Source organism: Paraburkholderia phenazinium (genome assembly GCF_900142845.1).
In the GTDB taxonomy this organism is placed as follows: Bacteria; Pseudomonadota; Gammaproteobacteria; order Burkholderiales; family Burkholderiaceae; genus Paraburkholderia; species Paraburkholderia phenazinium_A.
In genome coordinates this window covers 1,561,388-1,583,584 of the sequence record NZ_FSRU01000002.1, presented here as the reverse complement: position 1 = coordinate 1,583,584, position 22,197 = coordinate 1,561,388, and the positions used below count along the sequence as shown (strand labels likewise).

Here is a 22,197-nt window from a genome sequence, read left to right as displayed (position 1 = left end):
AGATAATCAGTTGACGCGATTTGAGCGCCTCGTATAGCATGGCTTCAGTCATTGGTTTCATTGTTAAATGGATGATTCGGATGACTAAACAAAATTCAGGAGACAGCCATGATAGATTTACGCCGTTTGACGGCCGCTTTGATCATCATTGGTTCTTTGACAGGGTGTGGAGGAGATAGTCCGGGCAGTCAGTCCGGCTCTGCCGTCGTGGCGGCGGACCAGCTTCATGCCACAGGGCAGACCGGCGCAGGCGGTAGTTCCAGTTCCAGCAATTCAGCCCTGAGCGTTGCCAATGACGACGCGCAAACCCCCGCCGACGATCGCTTCGCCATGCGCTTGACGCAATACGTCAACCCGCTGATCGGCACCTTGGCCAGCAACTCGCCGAATCCGGTGCCCGCCGGCCAGGCCGGCAGCGTGGTGCCGGCCGCCGGCTTGCCGAACGGCATGGTGCAATGGGCGCCCGACACGAACACCACGCCGGCGCCGTCGAACAGCGCGGAGCCGGGCTCCCCGGCCGGTTACTACTACGACATCGGGTCGATCCAGAGCTTCAGTCTCACGCATATGAGCGGCGCGGGATGTTCCGGCAACGACGGCGAATTCCCCGTCATGCCGACACTGGATGCCACCAGGCCACTGGCCCAAACCTTTAGCCATGCCAACGAGAAATCGGTAGCGGGCGCCTATTCCGTGCTGCTCGACAACCAGGTCAAGGTCGAACTGACGGCGACCCTGCGCACGGGCTTTGGCCGCTTCACGTATCCGGACCGGCAGCCGTCGACGCTCGTGCTCGACACGACCTATACCAATACCGAAACGAGCGTGGCCGGCTCGGTCGCCCAGGTGGACGCCCGGACTATTTCGGGCAGTACCACCGGCGGCCATTTTTGCGGCAATGCAACGAATGTCCCAGTGTACTTTTATGCCGAGTTTAATCAGCCATTGGCATCCACTTCTTCCTTTACCAATGGCCGTGCTGTCATGAATTTCGGTAAAGCCGGCACGGTCATGATGAAAATCGGTATTTCATACGTGAGCGTCGCCAATGCCAAAGTTAATCTCGAGCGGGAAAATCCGTCCTGGGATTTTGACGGTGTAAAGGCGGTGGCCGATGCAATATGGAATCAGCGCCTGAATACCATCCAGGTGAGTAGCCGCGATACCACCGCGCTGACGAAGTTTTATACGGCGTTCTACCATGCGTCGTGGGCGCCGAGCGTGTTCAGCGACGTCAACGGCCAATATATCGGCTTCGACCAGAAGGTCCACACGGTCAGCGCCGGCCATGCGGCGCAGTACACCAGCTTCTCGGGCTGGGACATCTACCGCTCGCTGATTCCGCTCAAGGCCACGCTGTTTCCGCAAGAGACCAGCGACATGGCGCAGTCGCTCGTGAACGATGCGGATCAGTGCGGCGCGATTCCCCACTGGGTCAACGACAACGTCGAAGACGGCGTGATGCCGGGCGACGCCGGCTCGCTGATCCTGGCGGGCGCATATGGATTCGGCGCGCGCTCGTTCGATACCGCGGGCGCCCTGAGCCATATGATCCAGATGGCCAACATTCCCGGCACCGCGTGCAATGGCGTGACGACCAACGGCGGGCGCGCCAGTTACCTGCAGTTCGGCTACATCACGAGCGGTGAGTGGGGGCAGGCATCGTCCACGCTGGAATACGGCAGCAGCGATTTCGCCATTTCGCAGTTTGCCGGCGAGCTGGGCAATACCACCATCCAGAAAATGCTGCGTAGCCGCTCGGCCTACTGGCAGAACCTGCTCAATACCTCGTTGACGCCGCCGTTGATCGCCGGGCGCAACTCGGACGGCAGCTGGATTCCGGAGACCCCGAGCAGCACCGACAACTACGTGGAAGGCAATGCCGAGCAGTACACGTGGATGGTGCCGTTCAACCCGGCCGGACTGTTTGCCCAACTGGGTGGGAATACGACGGTGGTGTCGCGGCTGAACACGTTCTTCACGGTGTTGAACGCGGGGACGAGCCTGCCCAATTTCTATATGGGCAACGAGCCGACCTTCGAGGTGCCCTGGCTGTACAACTGGGCCGGTTCGCCGTCGGGCACGCAGAACGTCGTCCAGCAGATCATGGCGAGCGCCTTCGGCACCGGGGCGAACGGTTTGCCCGGCAATGACGACCTGGGCGCGGTGTCGGGATGGTATGTGTGGGGGGCGCTTGGCCTCTATCCGGAGATTCCGGGTGTCGGCGGCTTTGCGATCGGCAGTCCGCAGTTTTCGTCCATCACCGTTCATCTGGGTAATGGCAAGACGCTGCGCATCAGGGCACCCGGCGCGCCCACCGCGAATTATGTGCAAAGCCTGACCGTCAACGGCGCTGTCCACAATAGTGCGTGGCTCGACGTCGACGCGCTGGCGAACGGCGCGACGCTGAACTTCGCGATGGGGTCGTCGCCTTCGCAGTGGGGCACGGACCCTGCCGACGCGCCGCCGTCCTATGGCGTGCCGCTGGCGCGCAACGTGGCGGATGCCTTCAACAACCACGGCATCGGCGCGGACGGCAGCACTGATACGGACGGCCTGGGTGCGGACTTCGACGGCTCGCTCTACAGCTACTCGTCGCAGGCATTGACGGCGGCCGGCGCGGCGCCGGGCAAACCGTTCGTCTTCAACGGCGCCAGCTTTATCCTGTCCGCCGGCCCGCTGGATAACGCCGTGGCAGTGGGGCAGACCATCGCCATGCCGCCTGGCACGACGGGTCGTTCGCTGGTTCTGCTGGGTTCGGCCAATAACGGGCCCGGCTCGGGCGCCGCGCTCGTGACCTACGCCGACGGCACGACCATGCCGTTCACGCTCGCCTTCGACGACTGGACCCTCAATGGCGGGAGTGCGGCGCCGGTCGACCCGATCGCGTTGACAACCACGTATCGCAATGCCGGCGACGGCACCAACAACGCCGTCAAGACCTATCTGTTTGCGGACACGGTGCCGCTGACGCCCGGCAAGCTGGTGGCGAGCGTCACCTTGCCGAGACAGGTGAGCGCCGGCAAGTTGCACGTCTTCGGTATCTCCGCCGCGCCTTAAGCGGGTCGGGTGCTGTTCGGGCGGTGGACGACGATCGAAGCGGTCGTCGTCCGTCAGTCGAGCGGGCCCGATGCCGCATCATCGCAGTGTCACATGCCGCGCCGACGATGCAGTCAATGTGTCGCCGGCGCGTTGTGCTTCAGGAAGGGGGCGCCAGCCTTAAGCCGACCTCAACCCGCCCTTACGCCCCAATCCACGGCAAGCCCCGAAAACACCAGCCCGAGACCGTCTTCCGATGACCCTGGCCGTCCTTGTCGCCTTCAAAGCCTTCCAGCAGATCGAACGCTTTGGTGAAGCCAGCCTGGGTTGCGGCAATGGCGGCGAGCTTCGAGCGCGCGGCGCTGCGGCACAGAAACAGTACGGGCGTGTCGGCGCCGGCGCTCTGGCCCAGTTGCTGGATGAATTCCTGATTCGGCACGGCGCCCGGATAGCGGGTCCACTCGACATGCGCGTACTGACCGTCGCCGATCACCGGCCGGCCGACCCAGTCCAGTTCGGCGCGCGTGCGCACGTCGACGAGACGGGTACGCGGATCGAGTTGCAGAAGCTCGAAGGCCTCGGCGGGCGACAACGCGCCCGCATAGGGCAACTGGTTGTCGAGGCGGCGCTTTTCGGCCTGGGCATACAACTGTTCGAGCGTACTCATGACAGCAAGTCTCCTTCGGACCAAATGACCATTCTAGCGCGGCGGGTTCGCCATGCGTGCGGCGCCGCTACACCGCAACGTGGCGGCCGGCGCCAGACTGAATGCGCCAAAACAGTGCAAAATGGCATCTACGCCCCAAAACAGGGATTCGATCCGGTGAGCATTTCCGGATTGCCCTATGATGGTGCCGACGTTTCAGGAAAGAGGGCTCGTTCACGCCGGCGAGGGTGCGGCGATTCCCTGCAAACGCGCGTGGCGATAGGCCTCTGCGCCGGCTTGGCGCACACATGGCACAGAAGCTGCTTATTTGGTGCCGATCGATTCGATCACCGGCTTTCGGCGTCCGCGTCGCGCTTGCAGGCAGCGTGGCAGCAATGCGAGGTAGACGTGCCGGGACGGGTCAGCTAGATTTGGGCGGCGGCTAAATCCGCCGAATTCGTTAATCAGGAGATAGGTTATGAGTAAATCCGTGGCCGACGTCATGCAAATCGTCAAGGACGAGGACGTCAAGTTTGTCGACTTCCGTTTCACCGACACGCGCGGCAAAGAGCAACACGTTTCGGTGCCGGTGTCGGCATTCGACGAAGACAAGTTCGAGAGCGGCCATGCGTTTGACGGTTCGTCGATTGCCGGCTGGAAGGGCATCGAAGCGTCGGACATGCTGCTCGTGCCGGACGCCGACACGGCCTTCATCGACCCGTTCTATGAAGAGTCGACCCTCGTACTGACTTGCGACGTGGTCGAACCGGCCGACGGCAAGGGCTACGAACGCGATCCGCGCTCGCTGGCAAAGCGCGCTGAAGCCTATCTGAAGAGCACGGGTCTCGGCGACACGGCCTACTTCGGTCCGGAACCGGAATTCTTTATTTTCGACTCGGTCCAGTGGAACACGGACATGTCGGGCTGCTTCGTGAAGATCGGTTCGGAAGAAGCACCGTGGTCGGCAGGCAAGGAATTCGAAGGCGGCAACACGGGCCACCGTCCGGGCATCAAGGGCGGCTACTTCCCGGTCGCGCCGGTCGACTCGTTCCAGGACATCCGTTCGGAAATGTGTCTGCTGCTCGAACAGATCGGCATTCCGGTCGAAGTGCATCACCACGAAGTCGCAGGCCAGGGCCAGAACGAAATCGGCACGAAGTTCTCGACGCTGGTTCAGCGCGCCGACTGGACGCAGCAACTGAAGTACATCGTGCACAACGTTGCGCACACGTACGGCAAGACGGCTACGTTCATGCCGAAGCCGGTGGTGGGCGACAACGGTTCGGGCATGCACGTTCACCAGTCGATCTGGAAGGACGGCCAGAACCTGTTCGCAGGCAACGGCTACGCTGGCCTGTCGGAATTCGCGCTGTTCTACATTGGCGGCATCATCAAGCACGCTCGCGCGCTGAACGCCATCACGAACCCGACGACGAACTCGTACAAGCGTCTCGTGCCGCACTTCGAAGCACCGGTCAAGCTCGCTTACTCGGCGCGCAACCGTTCGGCATCGATCCGCATTCCGCACGTGTCGAACCCGAAGGGCCGCCGTATCGAAACGCGCTTCCCGGATCCGATGGCTAACCCGTACCTGTGCTTCTCGGCACTGATGATGGCAGGTCTGGACGGCGTGCAGAACAAGATCCACCCGGGCGAAGCGGCTGACAAGAACCTGTACGACCTGCCGCCGGAAGAGGATGCAAAGATCCCGACCGTGTGCGCTGGCCTCGACCAGGCTCTGGAAGCACTGAACAGCGACCGCGAGTTCCTGACGCGCGGCGGTGTGTTCACGGACGCCATGATCGACGCGTACCTGGGCCTGAAGGAAGCGGAACTGCAACGTGTGCGTATGACCACGCACCCGGTCGAGTTCGAACTGTACTACTCGCTGTAAGCGGCGATGGCGCTTCGCCGCGCAAGTGGCGAAGCGCGCGCCCGACGCTCGTGACTGATCGAATGCGGGTCACAAAGGGACGGCGGCGCCGTCCCTTTTTTGTTGAGCACGAGGCAACGTTTGCGCTGCGGTTCACGAGACCAACGTGCGCGTCGTCTGTCGTATCACCATCTCTCATCGGCCAGACTGCAAGATGGTTCTGAAGAATCTGATCAAAGCAAGAAAAGGGCATACCGAGCCGCTGTCGGAAAACGCACAGCTGGTGGACTCCGGTCTGTTGACGGGGTTCGAGGCCTTGCCGACGGTCGTGCTCGTGCTCGACAAGCGCACGCTGCGCGTTGCGTTTGCGAATCCCTCGGCGGAGGCGATGCTCGATCTCTCGCGCCGGCAACTGACGCAGATGGCGTGGCCGGACATCTTCGCGAATTCGGACGAACTGATCGCGACGATCGCCTCGATTGCCGAACAGCGCTTTCACGCGACGCACCTCGACGCGGTGCTGGAGCGTCAGGGCCACGAGCCGCTGCATGTGCATGCGATCGTGGGGTATCTGGAAGGCGCGCCGGACTATGTGCTGCTCGAGCTGTTCGAAAACGAACGCCACATGCGCACCGACCGCGAAGAGCGCATCAACGATCTGACCGCGGTCAACAAGCAACTGATCCGCAATCTCGCGCACGAAATCAAGAATCCGCTCGGCGGCATTCGCGGCGCGGCGCAATTGCTGGAGTTCGAACTGGGCGTGCGCGAACGCGACGAATTGCGCGAGTACACCCAGGTCATCATCAAGGAATCGGACCGGCTGCAGACGCTGGTCGACCGCCTGCTCGAACCGCACCGTCATCCGCATATCGTGGGCGACGTGAATATTCACGAAGTGTGCGAGCGCGTGCGGGCCGTGATTCTGGCGGAATTTCCGCGCGGCCTCACCATCGAGCGCGACTATGACGTGAGCGTGCCCGATCTGCGCGGCGACAAGGAACAACTGATTCAGGCCGTCCTCAATATCGTTCGTAATGCAGCGGAAGCGCTGCGCGAACGGATTTCGCAGGGCGACGCACGAATTGAATTGCGCACGCGTGTGGCGCGCAAGATCACCATTGCGAAACGTCTATGTAAGCTGGCATTGGACTTGCATATCATCGACAACGGACCTGGCATTCCGGAGGACATCCGCGACCGCATTTTTTATCCGCTCGTTTCGGGGCGCGACGATGGCAGCGGTCTCGGTCTCACGCTCGCGCAGACCTTCGTGCAGCAGCACGATGGGCTGATCGAAGTGGAAAGCCGTCCGGGTCACACCGAGTTTCAGATTCTGCTGCCGCTCGACTGCTAATACCACACGCACCTAAAGACTTCTGACCGACCATATGAAGCCGATCTGGATAGTAGACGACGATCAATCGATACGCTGGGTGCTCGAAAAGGCCCTTGCCCGTGAGAACTTCGCGACGCGCAGTTTCGCGAACGTGCGCGACGCAGCAGTCGCGCTCGATCACGACAGCCCGCAGGTGCTGGTGTCGGACATCCGCATGCCCGGCGGTTCGGGCCTCGAATTGCTGCAGACGGTGCGCGACAAGGTGCCGGGCTTGCCCGTCATCATCATGACCGCGTTCTCGGATCTCGACAGCGCCGTGGCCGCGTTTCAGGGCGGCGCCTTCGAATACCTCGCCAAGCCGTTCGACGTCGACAAGGCCGTCGAACTGATTCGCCGCGCCGTCGACGAAAGCATGCGCGGCGAGCAGACGTGGGACGAGCGCGTCGCCGATGCACCGGAAATGCTCGGTCAGGCGCCGGCGATGCAGGACATGTTTCGCGCCATCGGGCGCTTGTCCCATTCCGCGGCAACCGTGCTCATTACCGGCGAATCAGGCACCGGTAAGGAACTGGTGGCGCGCGCCTTGCACCGACATAGCCCACGCGCGAACGGACCGTTCATCGCGCTGAACACCGCGGCGATTCCGAAAGATCTGCTGGAGTCCGAACTATTCGGCCATGAGCGCGGCGCCTTCACCGGCGCGCAGGCCATGCGCCAGGGGCGCTTCGAACAGGCCGAGAACGGCACGCTGTTTCTCGACGAAATCGGCGACATGCCGTTCGATCTGCAAACGCGTTTGCTGCGCGTGCTCTCGGATGGCCAGTTCTATCGGGTCGGCGGCCACAATCCGTTGCGCGCCAATGTGCGGGTGATTGCCGCGACGCACCAGAATCTCGAATCGCGTGTCCGTCAGGGGCTGTTCCGCGAGGACTTGTATCACCGCCTCAATGTGATCCGGCTGCGCTTGCCGGCGCTGCGCGAGCGCAGCGAAGACATTCCGCTGCTGACGCGCCACTTTTTGCAGAAGAGCGCCCGCGATCTGGGCGTCGAGCCGAAGCGCGTGTCCGAGGAGGCGCTGGCGTATCTGGCGTCGCTGCCGTTTCAGGGCAACGTGCGGCAGCTCGAGAATCTCGCCAACTGGCTGACGGTGATGGCGCCGGCGCAGACCATCGAGATCAAGGATCTGCCGCCCGATCTGGTGCCGGCGCAGGCAGGTTCGGTCGAGATCGCGGCGGGTGGCGTGCTGACGGGCGATGCGGGCGGCGGTGGCGTGGCGCAGTCGGCTGCGAACGGCGCCGCCGTGTCGTCGCATCTGCCGGCCATACCGGGGATGCCGCTTGCCGCGGCCGCCGTGTGGGAGAGCGGGCTGCGCACCGAAGTCGCAAGGATGTTGCGCGAGAACGCCCCCGATGTGATGGACGAGCTCGCCCGGCGTTTCGAGGCCGCGGTGATTCGCGAAGCGCTCGATTTCACCCGCGGACGCAAGGTCGAGGCCGCCGAGCGGCTGGGCATTGGCCGCAATACGATCACGCGCAAGATTCAGGAGCTCAATCTGGAGCCCTGATGGGTATTTGAGCGATGGAGTGGTGTGCGTCGCCACCCCATCGCAAGCGCGAGGCGGATCACAAGGCATAATCGTCGTTGTTCCATTACGGCGCCTACCATGCCTGCTTCCGCTTCGCGTTCGATTTCGTCTTCCGGGCCGCACTGGCCGCACTCTCCCGATCCCTTCCTGTCGCTCGAGTTGCTCGACGACCCGGCCGCCATGGCCTGGGTCGAACAGCAGAACGCCCGCACGCGCGCCGCATGGTGCAGCGGCGCGCGCTTCGAGACGTTGACGCAACGCCTCGCCGAGGCCTATCTGCCGCGCGAGCGGCCCGTGATTCCCGATCGCTGGCAAGACTGGGCCTACGACCTGTGGCAGGACGAGCACAACCCCAAAGGCATCTGGCGCCGCACCCCATGGGCGAGCTGGCGCAACGGCACGCCGGTCTGGCAGACTCTCCTCGACTTCGATGCGCTCGGCGCGGCGGAGGGCACGGCGTGGGTGTGCGTCGAACTCGACATCCTCTATCCGGACGGCGATCGCGCGCTCGTGACGCTCTCGCCGGGCGGCTCGGACGCGGTGGTGGTGCGGGAGTTCGACCTCGACGCGCAACGCTTCGTCGACGGCGGCTTTAGCGTGCCCAAGGCGGGCAAGCATGCGGTGTCGTGGATCGATCGCGATACGCTTTACGTCGGTTGGGACAAGGGTGGCAAGACGCTGACGCGCTCGGGCTATCCGCGCGAAGTGCGGCGCTGGACGCGCGGCACCGCGCTCGCCGATGCCCCGGTCGTGTTCCGTGGCGAGTTCGACGACATCAGCGTCGATGCGAACTACGATCCGATCGATCTGCGTCATACCGTGGTGCGCAGCGTCGATTTTTTCGACTCCGAAACGTTCTACCTGGAGGCCGCCGGCGCGTGGCAGCGCTATGACGTGCCCGAGCATGTCGCGGTAGGCGGCTGGGAAGGCTGGCTGCTGTTCGAGCCGCGTCTCGACTGGTCATGCGGGGACGCGCTCTATCCGGGCGGCGCGCTGCTGGCGATCCGCGAGCGCGAGTTTCTGGCGGGCGAGCGCCGCTTCGTCGCGCTCTTTACGCCGAACCCGCAGACCTCGGCATGCGACTGGACCCACACGCGCCATCACCTGATCGTCTCGTATCTGGACGACGTGCAGAGCAAGACGGTGCTATGGCAGCCGCAGCAGTCCGAGAGCGGCGAGTGGCAGTGGTCGTCGCGCGACTTTCCGGCGCGCGCGAGCTCGCAGGTCGACGTCTCGCCCATCGAGCCGACGCTCAACGACGAGGTGTTTGTCGACGTCGACGATTACCTGCTGCCGCCCGAGTACTGGCTCGCCGATCTGGCGCATGACGATCTGGCCGAATGGGAATTGCTCGATCGCTGGCCGACCCAGTTCGACGCGACGCCTTATGCGGTGAAGCGCGGTCATGCGCGCTCCGCCGACGGCACGCGCGTGCCGTACACGGTGATCGGTCCGCGTTCGCTGCTTGAGGCCGGGCGCGAGGCGAACGAGGCGGGCGGGGCGGTGGCCACGCGCCCGTGTCTTCTGACCGGCTACGGCGGTTTCGCGATTCCGCTCACGCCGAGCTATCTGACCGGGCCCGGGATCGGCTGGCTTGCGCAGGGCGGCGTGTTCGCGGTCGCGCATATCCGCGGCGGCGGCGAATTCGGCACCGAGTGGCATCTCGCGGCACAAGGCGAAAACCGTCAGCGTTCCTTCGACGATTTCATCGCGGTCGCCCAGGCGCTGATCGACGACGGCGTGACCACCGCCGCGCAACTGGGCATCAGGGGCGGCAGCAACGGCGGCCTGCTGGTGGCCGCGTGCATGGTGCAGCGCCCTGAGCTGTTCGGCGCGGTGGTGTGCCAGGTGCCGTTACTCGATATGAGCCGCTATCACCTGCTGCATGCCGGCGCGTCGTGGATCGACGAGTACGGCGACCCGGACGAGCCGGAGGAGGCACGCGTGCTCGCGGCTTACTCGCCTTACCATCAGGTACGGGCCGGCGTGGCGTATCCCCCGGTGCTGTTCACGACTTCGACGAGCGACGATCGCGTCCATCCCGGCCACGCGCGCAAGATGGTGGCGCGCATGCAGTCGCTGGGGGCTGAGGGCGTGTGGTATCGCGAGAATACGGAGGGCGGCCATGGCGGCGGCTCCGATGAGCTGGAGCAGGCCGTTCACGACGCGATGGAGTATGAGTTTCTGTGGCGCTGTCTGAACGGCTCATGAGCGGCTCATGAGCGGTTCAGGGACTAGCTAAGCTGCGCGACCACCGGTGCGTGGTCCGACGGCTGCTCCCATTTGCGCGGTACCTTGTCGACGTCGCAGGACGTACAGGCCGCCGCCAGCGGCCCGGACAACAGGATGTGGTCGATGCGCAGACCCGCATTGCGGCGGAACGCCATCATCCGGTAGTCCCACCACGAGTAGATTTTCTCCGGGTGCTCGAACTTGCGGAACGCGTCGGTCAGCCCCAGTCCGACGAGGCGGACGAATTCGGCGCGCTCTTCGGGCGACACGAGGTTCTGTCCTTCCCACGCTTTCGGATCGTGCACGTCGCGATCTTCCGGGGCGATGTTGTAGTCGCCGAGCAGCGCGAGCTTCGGATACTGCGCGAGTTCGCTCACCAGCCAATCGTGCAGCGCTTCGAGCCAGCGCAGCTTGTAGGCGAACTTGTCGGTGCCCGGTGCCTGGCCGTTGGGGAAGTAGGCGGAGATGATGCGCACGCCGTCGATCGTCGCGGCGATCACGCGTTGCTGCGGATCCTCGAAGCCGGGGATATTGCGCACGATGGTGCTTTCGTCGACGTTCAGGCCTTCGCGCACCAGAATGCCCACACCGTTATAGGTCTTCTGGCCGGCGTACCAGCTCCGATAGCCCTTTTCCGCGAGCTCGGCGCGCGGGAATTTGTCGTCGGTCAGTTTGAGTTCCTGCAGGCACAGGACGTCGGTCTGGCTCGTTTCGAGCCAGTCGATGACGTGCTGCTGGCGGACTTTCAGCGAATTGACGTTCCAGGTGGCGATTTTCATCAAATGTCTAAGATATTGATTGTAAATAGATATATCACTTGGCTTCGCTAATGACATACATATTGATATACGATTTCACATACGGTGCGAATACGCAGGGCTCACATGCCACGCCAGCCCTGCGTCGTAGGCTAAGCGTCTCGCGATAACCCCCGTTCTGATTATCCTTTCTGGCGGCGTTGTTCGCCTTGGGACAAGCGCCACCGGACTAGGTCGTCCGCCCCCGGCCCTTCCTTGATGGCCAGATCTGCGGCGCTCAGTTGCTCGCCCGTCTCCTGATCAATAAAGCTCCATCGTACCTCTGCCCCAGTCTTCCGATTCACAAACTTCATCGGCGGCGCCTGCGCCCCGGAGACCCCCAGCCTATCCCCTATCTCGGCGAGTACCGGCATCACTGGGGCGATCTGCCAACCCTTGCGGGTCAACAGATATTCAAATCGATCCGGATTTACCTGATAGCGTCTGCGCTCGACGAGACCGTTGGTCTCCAGGTGCTTGAGTCGATCGCTGAGCGTCGCATTGGTTATGCCCGACGACTGGCGAAACTCGTCATATCGGCTGAGGCCAAAGACGAGATCGCGCAGGATCAGTAAACCCCATCGGTCGCCGATCACCGCCATCACGCCAGCGATCGAGCACACCATTCCGTCGAAACCTTTCGAGCGCATGCACTGTGTCCCTAGTAGCCCGACGATCGTCGCCGGGTAAGTCTCATTATAAGAGTGGCCGTGATCAGGCAGAACGATTCCACGAGGCACCGCGGCCTCGTCATGGACCAAAGAACTGGAAAGTACTTGCCGGGCGGGCCACTAACTCTTATTATAAGAGTTAGTGGCCCGCCCCGGTGATGAGTGTTGGCGGTTCCGATGCCCGTTCAATCAAACTTGAGGAATCGATCATGACCTCCCACGCCACTTCCAGGATTTTCGTCGTTGGCGGCACTGGCGCGCAGGGCCTGCCCGTCATCAGCGCGCTCGTCGCCGATGGCAAATATTCTGTCCGGGCTTTGAGCCGGGATCCAGATTCCCGGCGGGCCAAGGCGTTGCTCGCACTCGGCAACGTATCAATCCTGAAAGGCACGTTCGCCGACGAAGCCGTCCTTCGGGAAGGCTTCCGTGGTTGCGACGGGGCATACATCAATCTCGACGGATTCAACACCGGCGAGAAAACGGAGATCTATTGGGCGATCCGTTGCTACGAAATCGCGCTGGAAGAAGGCATCAAGTTCTTCGTGTACGGCAACCTCGACTACGCACTCAAGAAGGCCGGCTACGACTCCCGCTTCCGCGCCGGCCACTATGATGGCAAAGGCCGCGTAGGCGAATGGATCCTGTTCCAGAACCAGACGAACCGGGACCGCATGGGCGCGGCCGTGTTCACCACAGGGCCGTACATGGAGATGGCGATTTCGGCCATGACGCCAATGATGCCGATCGTGGAGGACGGCGTGCTGACCTGGCGCGTGCCACTCGGCAACGGCTCGGTGCCCCACGTCGCATTGGACGATTGCGGCTATTACGCACGCTGGCTGTTCGACCATCCCGAGCGCTCGAACGGCATGGATCTCGAAGTCGCGATCGAGCAGGTCGAGTACCACAAACTAGCCGAGGCGTTCGAGCAGGTGACCGGGCATCCGGCGCGCTATATCGACACGGATCTGGACACGTACTGGAACGGCCCGCTCAAGATGGCCGCGAGCCTGCCTGCCGGATACAACGCGGATCCGAACGACAAGAGCACGATGAGCTTCCGCGACAATTTCACCGGGTTCTGGAACATCTGGAAGCACGGCGTGATCCAGCGTGACTACGCGCTGCTCGATGAAATCCATCCGGGCCGCATCCGGACCGTCGAACAGTGGCTCCGTCGTGAAGACGAGCGCGGCCGGCAGCAAGGGAAAGGAAACCTCTGGGAGCGTGTGCAACCGGAAAGCCTGTTCAAGTCGATGCCGCTTCTGAAGCTATCCGAAGACGGTAGAAAGGGCGAACTGTAACTCTCCGGCATCGCCTCCAGAAGGAGCTGGAAGTGGATCAACAATTTAGTTTAACTAATGGATATTTACGATGAATCAGATAGTTGAAATCGGAAAGAGCAGCGGGCCGCGCGTTTTGCTGGGAGTACTGATCATCTGGGGACTGGCTGTTGCCGCCGCCGCCGAAGCGGGCGTCTATCGTGCCGTCTACCCGCTGTCGCTCGCGGGCCTCATCGCTTTGGGAATCGTGGCGCCGGTCGTTGTATACGCACTGTCCAGAAGGTTTCGCGCATACATCGAGACCATCGGGTTGCGGACGCTGACAGCATTCCACATCTGGCGCATCGCGGCCGCGCTGGTCTTCTTCTGGTACGGGGCGCATGACCTCCTGCCGGAGGCGTTCGTGCGCAACGCGGGGTGGGGCGATCTCATTGCAGGATTGCTGGCCCTCGGCGTCACGCTGCTGCCGAAGACGCGCAACCGGTATCTGGTCTTCCACCTGTTCGGGTTTGCCGATTTTGTCGTGGCGGTTGGTACCGGGTTGACCTACTTCCTGCTCAACGATCCTCGCATGTCCGGCATCCAAACGCTGCCGATGGCCTTGATCCCGTTCTATGGCGTCGGAATTTCGGGGGCGAGCCACATCATGGCGTTCGACCTGCTGCGTCGCTGCCCAGGCCTGTCTAACGCCACGTAAAGCATGCCGCTGTAATGGCATGAGCCGAATCGAGGCGTACACGCCTTTCCCAACCAAGCAAGGAAATCATAATGAAGTCTCGTCGTACCCGTGCCGCAGCCAGCGCGCTGTTTGGCTTGCTGGTGTTCGGCCCCATGTTCGCGGATATCGCATCGGCCCAGTCCAATGCACCGTCCGCCACTTCCGCCAATGGAGCTGCGCCGTGGGACCAGCGCGTGAATCCGGCGGCCGTTCAGGCCGATGCCTGGCTCGACAATTACAAATTCCGGGACGGCGAGACGCTGGCGCGGTTGAAGCTTCACTACGCAACGCTCGGCACGCCGCATCGCAATGCCCAGGGGGCCGTCGACAACGCCGTCCTGGTCTTGCACTGGACGGGCGCGGACAGCCGCACGCTGCTGAGTCCCACTTACACGAAGGCGCTGTTCGACCCGGGTCGTCCGCTCGACGCGAACCGCTACTATCTGATCTTTCCCGACAACGTAGGCCACGGCCAGTCGAGCAAACCTAGCGACGGACTGAAGGCGAAATTTCCGAACTATGATTACGGCGATATCGTCGATCTCCAGCACAAGCTGGTGACCGAAACGTTGGGCATCGGGCATCTGCATGCGATTCTGGGTATGTCGATGGGCGGCATGAACGCATGGCAATGGGCCGAGATGTATCCCGAGATGATGGACGGCGTGATGCCGGTGGTCTCGCTGCCGATTACAGTCTCGGGCCGCAATTTGCTCTGGCGGCGTATGGTGATCGACGCGATCCGCTCCGATCCTGACTGGAAGAACGGGGACTACACGCAAACGCCGCGCGGCTGGATCGGCGGTTTCAGGGTACTGCGGATGATGATCGACAGCGCGCCCGCGCTGCAGCAGGAAATTCCCGACGGCGCGGCGGCGGACAAGTTCCTCGCGACCACTCGCTTTCAGGCCGAACACGTCGATGCGAACGACATCCTGTATTCACTCAAGTCGTCATTCAGCTACGATCCCGAGCCAGCGCTTCCCAGGATCAAGACCAAACTCTTCGCCTTGAACTTCTCCGACGACGAGTTCAATCCCGACTCGCTGCAGGTCCTCGAGAGACTTGTTCCGACGCTTCAGCAAGGCAGGTACATGGTGCAGCAGGGCACGTCATCGTCGCCGGGCCATTTCACCATGATGCGTCCCGATCTCTGGGCGCAGCATGTGAGCGAATTCATGCAGTGGCTGGGCGATATGCCGTCGCAGGCAGGCGAGTAGCGACGCTAGGCATAACACTGCAATCACCGAGGTCATGCATGGACCACGCCCGTAGCCCGTCATGATTTTACGGATGTGGTCAAGCTCCTTGGTCTCTATGTCTGGAAGTTTTGTACGATGTCGTACTGTTCAGTTTTAGATGCCATGATCCCAGTCAGATAAGGGTTTCGTGGCTGCTTCTTGAACGAGAAACCCTTCTGGCTACACATCTAGCTACATATTTGGGAGGTAGTCGCTCATAGCATATCGCGGAACGATTCGGAATCATCGTGTCGGTCACAGTCCCGAAGGTGCAGGTTGTCGCAGGCGCTAATGTCTGCATGGGGTGCAGGTGGTCGGAGGTTCAAATCCTCTCGCCCCGACCAACAGATATAAGGCTCTCACGGCTTCGGCTTTGAGGGCCTTTTTCGTTTGGGGTGGATTTTGCCCCCACGTTTGCCCCTACACGACAGATGGCTCTTGCGGGAACGGAGTGGAATTCCAGGCGGAGGAGAAGGGGCAGTTTGCGCATGTTTCTCGAGAGTTCAGGGCAAGTCACAGGCCGCTCATACGCCGGTGCGTGCGCTATGCCGCAGTAACCCAGCTATAGAGGTAACTCACGGTCATTTCTGACGGCGTCGAAGGAGGGGACTAGCCGATCGAATACAGGCCGGCCGGACGAGATTTAACCTATATGATTAGGAATCCGATGCAGTGATCATCGAATCGTCGCCGAATTTGCCCTCGGCCCAGACTACGGATGCCGCACAGTCGTCTTTAATGAGGCGGCGAGCGTGGAGAGATAACCAGTCGTGATCTAGTGGATATGCGCTGTTCGACGCATGGATTTTGCCTTTCTGTACCGGGGGCCGCTCGTTTCCATGCGGCGACTCATAATCCGCCTCTGAAAGGACACCGTGGGTTCGACTCCCACCCGGCCCACCAAAGATTTCATCAGTTTTTGAAGTTTTCTTCCTGAGTCAAAAAGTGGATTAGGCTACATATAGGCTACGGCGCAATCCGTCACGTCGCCTTGGCTGCGGCTCATTTTCCTGCTGAGGGCGGCATGCCTTCCATCCGGCGCGGTCATCATCTGGCGAGGGCTATCACACTGGATTTTGCCTGTCGTGTTAAAGGCTGGGCATGACACACTGTCGCCTTCATGTGCGACGTCTCGACCGCTCAGTTGAATCGTGGTTGGCGTAGCCTCGACGGTCCCGTTAGCCGTCGTCTTGTCGCCATTCAAAATCAGATATCGCTTCATAGTGCCTCTTGCCATCCCAACGGCGATCCCGGAACCAGTCCCGCTTGATAAGTTGTCACATGTCATCGCTATAACGCGCGTCTTCCCACAATAGCCAACAATGCGTGTTGGCTCGGTCCGCGAGAGATGTGGCTTCGTTATAGCCGCCAGTGACCCCTGGTGCCTTGCCTTGGACGCAGTTTCGCCCGCGCTGGCGGTGGGCTTTTTTCGTCGGACCTGACGTCACAGGACCGTACATCAGCAATTCCGCATTTCAGTTGTCCGGCTGCGGATCGCAATATTGCCAGATGACCATTCCCCATGAAGTATGTTGGGGTCCCGGCATGGAGTCGCCTGCCTTGACATAGACAGGATCCTTCATCGCCGGGTTTTGCCAGTAGCCGGCACGCGGGCAAGGTTCTCCCGGCAAAGCACGCAGCCTCGGTTGCGCGGCGGGCTTGGGAAAGTACGTCTCTTCTTCCACAGGGATACTGCCGTCCTGGTAACGTTTGTCTTCCCATAACAACCGCCAGCGCACCGCATGCTCGTCATTCGTCCCTTCCAGCAAGTACGTGTGGGCGGCGCTGCCTTTGAGGAAGTAATTCGGGCAGCCGACTTTGCCAGCCGGGAACCATGGTTCCCAGATACCTTCAACAGGAATCTCCTGGCCGCTGTGGACCTCGCCTTCCCGGGATTCGTTTTTCGGTGGGCAGGGAGGCAGTTCTGCGGGGTAGGTGCGGCCGGGAGGCCAATTCGGCCACCCTGGTTTAGGAGACTCCTGGAATAGCGATTCGTACGTCCAATGCCTAAAAATACGTCCGCCCCCATTTTCATTTTTCCCTGCAAGCCTGTATGAAAAATCAAAATTCCCCGTGCATTTGAGTGCCTCCAGGCTCAGATGGGTAATTACGGTTCCGAGCACATAATCTTCAGCAATAACGGGCCGATCGAATCTGACGACACGTGCACCAAGCTTCTGAAAAAAAGGGTCATGCTCGATCATCCATTCACTAGCTGCTCGTCCGAACAGATAGTCGGAAAACTCTCCGCCTGCAACGAGCTCACGGTAGGCAGCGAGCTTGTCTCGCCCCTGTCGCAACAAATTAAGGCCGTCTTCCATCTGGCCGGCCCGCCTAAGGAAGCTGTGGACATACCAGGTCTCCAGATCCTTTTGGTTCGGACTCGGTGCATTCAACTGCTTTGCATAGGCAGCGAGGAAATCCTGGTACAACTTGACGGCATGATCCAGGAAGGTGAGGCTGGTCCACTTTTTGAGCAGGTAAAACGCCTTGGCCCGCGCATCCTGCTCCTGCTCGCGGCTCATGGTCAGAGTATTCAGCATCATTGGTTCTGTTCGTCCGTCGATTGTTTGCCAACGTCGGCTCCTGCTCGCAGCGCATAGCCTTCCTGCCTGATTTTGGCCGATTGTTCACGCTCTTTCAAAAACAAAGCTCGCGCCTCCGCCTGATCGGGCAACTTCACATCGGTCCAATGCGTCGCCTGTGCCTTTACCTGCTTCTGTATCCACTCCCGCACCGGTGCATTGAAAGGGTGCTCGAAGTCCACAAAGAACTGAAGGTCCCCCCTACCAATAGGCGCATGGTGGCGCCTGGTGCTGCGTCGTCCAACTGCTCAGCAATTTTGCCTTCCCACAGACGCATTCCATCCCAGTTGGCCGGCACCACTATGCCAAGAGCTTCCATAGCTTCGCGTGTAGGCACCTGCATGGTGGCATAACTACCATTCATGCTCCAGGCGTGCTTGATTGCGCTTTGGGTGCGCCACACGGTTCCGTTAGGGGGAAGAACATCGGCCCAGAACTTACCCGGGATTGTCCAAGGCTTATCAAGATAGCGGCTGTCAACAACACGAATCATTGTCTGACCCGGTGCCCGAGTTACAGCTGCGATGGGTGCTTTTACGCTGAAGGTTCCGATGGCCTGTTCCACGGGGAAATTCCGCAAATCAGGCCAACCATCCTTCGGCTCGTAGTTTGCTTCCGTCGCTGCCTTGTGTCCTAGGCTCTTCGTATCCTCGGCCAGATGAGCTAAACGGGCCTCCTCGGTCATCGTCCGAGTTGTGCCAGCCCCCACGTACACCTCCGACCAGGTACCCTCAACCAGATGGCCTCGGACCTCTTCCAGTAATCGCATCAAATCTTTGATGCCCTGCGCGATTCTGGTGTCCCCCACCTTGCGCAGTTCCTCCAGCGTGGGCAGGAGCTTCCGGATGTATCCCTCCACCTGCTTCGGAATGGCGGAGCCGAGCTTATTCAAAATGAAATTCAGTGCGTTGCCGATGCGGTCCAGCATCGTCCCAAATGCCTTGACCACTACCCCCTGATACTGGGCGAAATCCAGTTTTCTCAGCCACTGCACCGCATCGCCCAGGCCAGCCTTGCGGATTACCGCCAGGATTTCCTTGCAGAGCTTGGCCAGGTCTTCGGATTTCTCGACCGCGCGCATCAGTAGCTTGCCAACGCCCTTAAGCAGGCCGCCGGCCACTGGAACGACCGCCAGAAGGCAGAGCACCAGTGCCACCCACTCCCATTTGTCCTCCCGATCCTTCGGGTCATCACACATTCGAATGGTGATGGCGATGGCGTCGCGCGCGGCCGTGACTTCACCCGCTACAGGAAACATACTGACAACGGCATCAATAACGATAGCGCCGGTATTGCGTTTCTGTGAGAACTCCCCGGCTACAGCACCCACAACGGTATCGCCGACCGCAGTGGCCCCGCGCCATAGATAGTCACCGACCTCAGACGCAGCCTGACTGATAGAACTGCTGCTCACGACTGACCTCCTTGCATTCTGTTCAAGGAAGCTTGCATGTCAGAATCGTCCCAATCAGCTTTATAGCTGGGATTGTTCTCGGTGGCCTTGACTTCGTAGGTGCGAGCGTCCTCACCCAATTCGACGCGCCCCGCCCCTTTCGGCGCATCCGTCAGGTCGGCGACGCCCTGGCTGTTAACGACGCCAGAGAACGTCGTACCGTTGTCGTAGTGTATGGTGAACTTGGCGTTCTGCACCGGCGTGCCGTCGTGATACAGATATTGCATCTTGGCGGGGATGTTAGACGTTAGAAACTGCGGTGGTGAATAGTCAAGCTGCGTTGGTCCAGCAAAACTATGCTGACTACCTTTGATATCGATCTTCCCCGGCGCATGAATCTCAATGTTCCCCCCGGAAAGGCGGATATAGGCACCGCCCGACGTCAGCAGAATCTCCTGCTTCGCCGCCGCCTCAATCGTTTCGGTTGCAGAAAGCAACATCAACGTCTTCTGTGCCGTGAGTTCGATGTTGTCCGACTGTGCCTGAATTTCTACCTTCCCCTTGGCCGCAAACAGCTTCATCCCGGCGTTCTGCACAAACAGACTAAGCTTTTCGGCAACGCTTGCGATCAGTGATTTGCCGGTTGCGATGTGGGTGCTCTGTCCGCTCACGAGATTGGTCTGTGCATCGCTAGCGATGTGAACGGACTTCTGCGTGGACATGGCGATACCTGAAGGGCTGCCAAGGAGCATGACAGGCTCCTTGAACGCATTCGCGCTTCCTGTTCCACCGCCAGCGGTGTTTCCGCCCGATGATGAACCCGACACGCTGTTCTGTGTCGCGTCGGTGAATGCCTTCAGCGAGTCGGAGCCATCCTTAAGACTTTCAGCCTGATGCGCGGTGCTGGCATCGGACATCGATTCCAGCACGCTTTCGGAATTCACCAGTTGCGAGGTTGCTTGCCGTGCATCCAGCGGCTGGCTGGTTGCCGGATAGGTAGTGACATACAGGCCTTGTCCCGCTCGCACAGCACCGTAGGCGTCAGACTTCAGGTCGAAACCGGTACCGAGGTAACCTCCTCTGGTATTCGCCGACTGGTCAATCAGGTAACCCAAGTGCAGTTGGGCATTCGCGTTCGTGGAATACAATTGAACGCGGTTCTGCCCCGTCGAGTCATCCATTACCATCTGGTTGTAGCCGCTGCCCTGATATTCCTTGGATTTGTAGCCAGATAGCAGGCCGTTGGAATGCCAGTGAGGTTGCGTTGCGCCGTTGTAAACCCGGCCCGTTACGAGCGGCCTATCGCAATCACCATCTACCCAGCTAATCAAGACTTCTTCACCGATTCTTGGAACATGTACGCCTCCGTATCCACCGCCCGTATCGGACATGACGACACGGACCCAGCAGGACGCTTTTTCGTCACCGTTATTGAGCCGGTCCCAGTGGAAGCGCACCTTGATACGGTTAAGCGAATCTGTATAAACCTCTTCGTTTGCCGGACCAACGACAATCGCGGACTGCAAGTGCATATCCGGCTTGTGATGTTCAAACGGGCTGCGAAACGGAATAACTTTGCGTTGAGCCTCAATTTCGACAAGGAAGAAACCTTCACTACCGTCCTCGTGTTTGACCTTCGACCCGTCTTCAGAGACGTGATTCGCTCTGACCGTTGCAAGGTCGCCCTTCAGGCTATGCGGGAAGTCGGCGGCGTGGCTGGACACCGGCAGGTTGCTTTCAATGAACCATGTGGTCTCAATAATCGCAAACTGCCGGTTCTGGGTGCTATCCGTCGCATGCTCGGGGTGGTCGTCCAGCTCAAACCATCGACCGGCATCCACACCTCGCACGCCACCTGAGCCAAAGAAACGCTTGGCTCGCGATTCCCATTCTTCCATGCGGATTTTCGACAGATGGTCGCCTCGGTCTTGGTCGGCGTAGGTGTATGCCCCGGTGTATTCATATACTTCAGCTTGCTGCGGCAGGTTCCCCTGCGTGGGAAGCGTGGGGATGTTTGTGCCCTTCGCATTGGCTGAGGAAGTGGGTGCCTTGTAATCGAATGTGCGGGTGGTCAGCGTCGTGCTTTGCAGTGTTCGGCTTCCTGACCACTGCACTAGCGCATTGGTTTCGCTGTTCGTGCCAGCTCGGTAGAACTCAACAGTCTGCGGCGAGAGCGCCGGGAACGTGTCCAGGCTGTCCGTGACGATGAGCGTATGCGACTTGCCGTCGCTTGCTTGCTCGAAGTAGCCGAACAGTCCTTCGCTTTCCATGATGCGATGAGCGAAATTCCAGTCGTCCTCGTATTGCATGCAGAACGAACGCGACGGAAGCTGTTTGCTTAACGCGAAGCGAAATGCTCCCTGAGCTTGCGGATGCATGTTGAATACATCAGCCAGGATTTCGTCGGCCGGCTTGTCCTGCCAGATTCGTGCATCTTTGCGAAAACGCAGGAAGTGCATCCAGGATGCAAACGCGATCTGCAAACTTGTGAGGCCGCTATCGGACCCAAGGCGGCGGGCCGTATGCACGTAACCGTGATGAGGCAGATAAGACTGGTTGGTCTGCTGAATCCACAATGTGACGGGCTGGGCAATTAGCGTCTTGAGTTCAACCGTGGCGGATGTTGAAACAACGTCTACCGTGAACTCGTATTGGCGACCGATCCGTGAATGGCCGACGACCCGCTGGGGCACCAAAACATTGGTTCCCAGCGAAGTATCCAGCTTCAGCAGGCGATCACTCTGGACTAGTCCGCCAGTTATTGCCCCGATTATGTCCTGCGCACCCATACTGCC

The 22,197-nt window shown here is 60.6% G+C and carries 16 protein-coding genes and 1 tRNA gene; 9 read left to right on the top strand and 8 right to left on the bottom strand.

Translation table 11 applies throughout. The annotated features are described in order from the left end of the window. The first annotated feature begins 108 nt into the window (after positions 1–108). Positions 109–3,060, top strand: a complete 2,952-nt coding sequence (locus BUS12_RS24095) for a GH92 family glycosyl hydrolase (protein ID WP_074299964.1) — start codon at positions 109–111, stop codon at positions 3,058–3,060. A 181-nt stretch (positions 3,061–3,241) separates the two neighbouring features. On the opposite strand, the gene BUS12_RS24090 is transcribed toward BUS12_RS24095, so the two are convergent. Next, entirely contained in the window at positions 3,242–3,706 is a 465-nt protein-coding gene (locus BUS12_RS24090) for a rhodanese-like domain-containing protein (RefSeq protein ID WP_074299963.1), read from the bottom strand. Between the two features lie 457 nt (positions 3,707–4,163). Between BUS12_RS24090 and glnA the strand changes: the two genes are divergently transcribed. From glnA to BUS12_RS24070, 4 genes are all read left to right on the top strand, one after another. After that, positions 4,164–5,579, top strand: coding sequence for a type I glutamate--ammonia ligase (gene glnA / locus BUS12_RS24085; RefSeq protein WP_074299962.1), 1,416 nt, complete (start codon positions 4,164–4,166; stop codon positions 5,577–5,579). A gap of 193 nt (positions 5,580–5,772) precedes the next feature. Continuing rightward, on the top strand, positions 5,773–6,915 hold the full coding sequence (gene glnL / locus BUS12_RS24080) for a nitrogen regulation protein NR(II) (RefSeq protein WP_074299961.1): 1,143 nt from the start codon (positions 5,773–5,775) through the stop codon (positions 6,913–6,915). 34 nt (positions 6,916–6,949) lie between these two features. Further along, positions 6,950–8,461 carry a nitrogen regulation protein NR(I) gene (ntrC, locus tag BUS12_RS24075; protein ID WP_074299960.1) on the top strand — a complete coding sequence of 504 codons (1,512 nt, stop codon included), beginning with the start codon at positions 6,950–6,952 and terminating at the stop codon, positions 8,459–8,461. A 99-nt stretch (positions 8,462–8,560) separates the two neighbouring features. Then, a complete protein-coding gene (locus BUS12_RS24070; protein ID WP_074299959.1) occupies positions 8,561–10,693 on the top strand; it encodes a prolyl oligopeptidase family serine peptidase in 2,133 nt (710 codons plus the stop codon). A 23-nt stretch (positions 10,694–10,716) separates the two neighbouring features. Here BUS12_RS24070 and xth read toward each other — a convergent pair whose 3' ends face one another. Continuing rightward, positions 10,717–11,493 carry an exodeoxyribonuclease III gene (gene xth / locus BUS12_RS24065; protein WP_074299958.1) on the bottom strand — a complete coding sequence of 259 codons (777 nt, stop codon included), beginning with the start codon at positions 11,491–11,493 and terminating at the stop codon, positions 10,717–10,719. A 161-nt stretch (positions 11,494–11,654) separates the two neighbouring features. Continuing rightward, positions 11,655–12,161: a winged helix-turn-helix transcriptional regulator gene (locus BUS12_RS24060; protein ID WP_074299957.1), complete on the bottom strand. Its 507-nt coding sequence runs from the start codon at positions 12,159–12,161 to the stop codon at positions 11,655–11,657. 230 nt (positions 12,162–12,391) lie between these two features. On the opposite strand from BUS12_RS24060, the gene BUS12_RS24055 reads away from it, so the two are divergent. The 4 genes from BUS12_RS24055 (at position 12,392) to BUS12_RS38915 (ending at position 16,327) form a co-directional block, all read left to right on the top strand. Further along, positions 12,392–13,486 carry an NmrA family NAD(P)-binding protein gene (locus BUS12_RS24055; protein ID WP_074299956.1) on the top strand — a complete coding sequence of 365 codons (1,095 nt, stop codon included), beginning with the start codon at positions 12,392–12,394 and terminating at the stop codon, positions 13,484–13,486. A gap of 70 nt (positions 13,487–13,556) precedes the next feature. Beyond that, a complete protein-coding gene (locus BUS12_RS24050; RefSeq protein ID WP_074299955.1) occupies positions 13,557–14,162 on the top strand; it encodes a hypothetical protein in 606 nt (201 codons plus the stop codon). A 71-nt stretch (positions 14,163–14,233) separates the two neighbouring features. Further along, positions 14,234–15,403, top strand: a complete 1,170-nt coding sequence (locus tag BUS12_RS39450; protein WP_074299954.1) for an alpha/beta fold hydrolase — start codon at positions 14,234–14,236, stop codon at positions 15,401–15,403. An 845-nt stretch (positions 15,404–16,248) separates the two neighbouring features. Continuing rightward, a tRNA-OTHER gene (locus tag BUS12_RS38915) sits at positions 16,249–16,327 on the top strand. 52 nt (positions 16,328–16,379) lie between these two features. On the opposite strand, the gene BUS12_RS39825 is transcribed toward BUS12_RS38915, so the two are convergent. The 5 genes from BUS12_RS39825 to BUS12_RS24020 all read right to left on the bottom strand — a co-directional run bounded on the left by BUS12_RS39825 (position 16,380) and on the right by BUS12_RS24020 (position 22,191). Next, positions 16,380–16,646: a PAAR domain-containing protein gene (locus tag BUS12_RS39825; RefSeq protein WP_074299953.1), complete on the bottom strand. Its 267-nt coding sequence runs from the start codon at positions 16,644–16,646 to the stop codon at positions 16,380–16,382. A 253-nt stretch (positions 16,647–16,899) separates the two neighbouring features. After that, the gene (locus BUS12_RS24030) at positions 16,900–17,970 is read right to left on the bottom strand and encodes an Imm71 family immunity protein (protein WP_083640590.1); all 1,071 of its coding nucleotides are present in this window, start codon (positions 17,968–17,970) and stop codon (positions 16,900–16,902) included. Then, a complete protein-coding gene (locus tag BUS12_RS39445) occupies positions 17,967–18,107 on the bottom strand; it encodes a hypothetical protein (RefSeq protein WP_253190197.1) in 141 nt (46 codons plus the stop codon). The genes BUS12_RS24030 and BUS12_RS39445 overlap by 4 nt, the downstream gene beginning before the upstream one ends. Before the next feature lie 26 nt (positions 18,108–18,133). Next, on the bottom strand, positions 18,134–19,423 hold the full coding sequence (locus BUS12_RS24025; RefSeq protein WP_253190196.1) for a hypothetical protein: 1,290 nt from the start codon (positions 19,421–19,423) through the stop codon (positions 18,134–18,136). Then, the gene (locus BUS12_RS24020; protein ID WP_074299951.1) at positions 19,420–22,191 is read right to left on the bottom strand and encodes a type VI secretion system Vgr family protein; all 2,772 of its coding nucleotides are present in this window, start codon (positions 22,189–22,191) and stop codon (positions 19,420–19,422) included. The genes BUS12_RS24025 and BUS12_RS24020 overlap by 4 nt, the downstream gene beginning before the upstream one ends. Positions 22,192–22,197 lie beyond the last annotated feature (6 nt).

Coding starts and splice junctions, on each gene's coding strand:
- BUS12_RS39450 (WP_074299954.1), top strand. CDS start 14,234: ATGAAGTCTCGTCGTACCCGTGCCGCAGCCAGCGCGCTGTTTGGCTTG.
- BUS12_RS39825 (WP_074299953.1), bottom strand. CDS start 16,646: ATGAAGCGATATCTGATTTTGAATGGCGACAAGACGACGGCTAACGGG.
- glnL (WP_074299961.1), top strand. CDS start 5,773: ATGGTTCTGAAGAATCTGATCAAAGCAAGAAAAGGGCATACCGAGCCG.
- BUS12_RS24070 (WP_074299959.1), top strand. CDS start 8,561: ATGCCTGCTTCCGCTTCGCGTTCGATTTCGTCTTCCGGGCCGCACTGG.
- ntrC (WP_074299960.1), top strand. CDS start 6,950: ATGAAGCCGATCTGGATAGTAGACGACGATCAATCGATACGCTGGGTG.
- BUS12_RS24030 (WP_083640590.1), bottom strand. CDS start 17,970: ATGATGCTGAATACTCTGACCATGAGCCGCGAGCAGGAGCAGGATGCG.
- BUS12_RS24060 (WP_074299957.1), bottom strand. CDS start 12,161: ATGCGCTCGAAAGGTTTCGACGGAATGGTGTGCTCGATCGCTGGCGTG.
- BUS12_RS24055 (WP_074299956.1), top strand. CDS start 12,392: ATGACCTCCCACGCCACTTCCAGGATTTTCGTCGTTGGCGGCACTGGC.
- xth (WP_074299958.1), bottom strand. CDS start 11,493: ATGAAAATCGCCACCTGGAACGTCAATTCGCTGAAAGTCCGCCAGCAG.
- BUS12_RS24050 (WP_074299955.1), top strand. CDS start 13,557: ATGAATCAGATAGTTGAAATCGGAAAGAGCAGCGGGCCGCGCGTTTTG.
- BUS12_RS24095 (WP_074299964.1), top strand. CDS start 109: ATGATAGATTTACGCCGTTTGACGGCCGCTTTGATCATCATTGGTTCT.
- glnA (WP_074299962.1), top strand. CDS start 4,164: ATGAGTAAATCCGTGGCCGACGTCATGCAAATCGTCAAGGACGAGGAC.
- BUS12_RS24090 (WP_074299963.1), bottom strand. CDS start 3,706: ATGAGTACGCTCGAACAGTTGTATGCCCAGGCCGAAAAGCGCCGCCTC.
- BUS12_RS24020 (WP_074299951.1), bottom strand. CDS start 22,191: ATGGGTGCGCAGGACATAATCGGGGCAATAACTGGCGGACTAGTCCAG.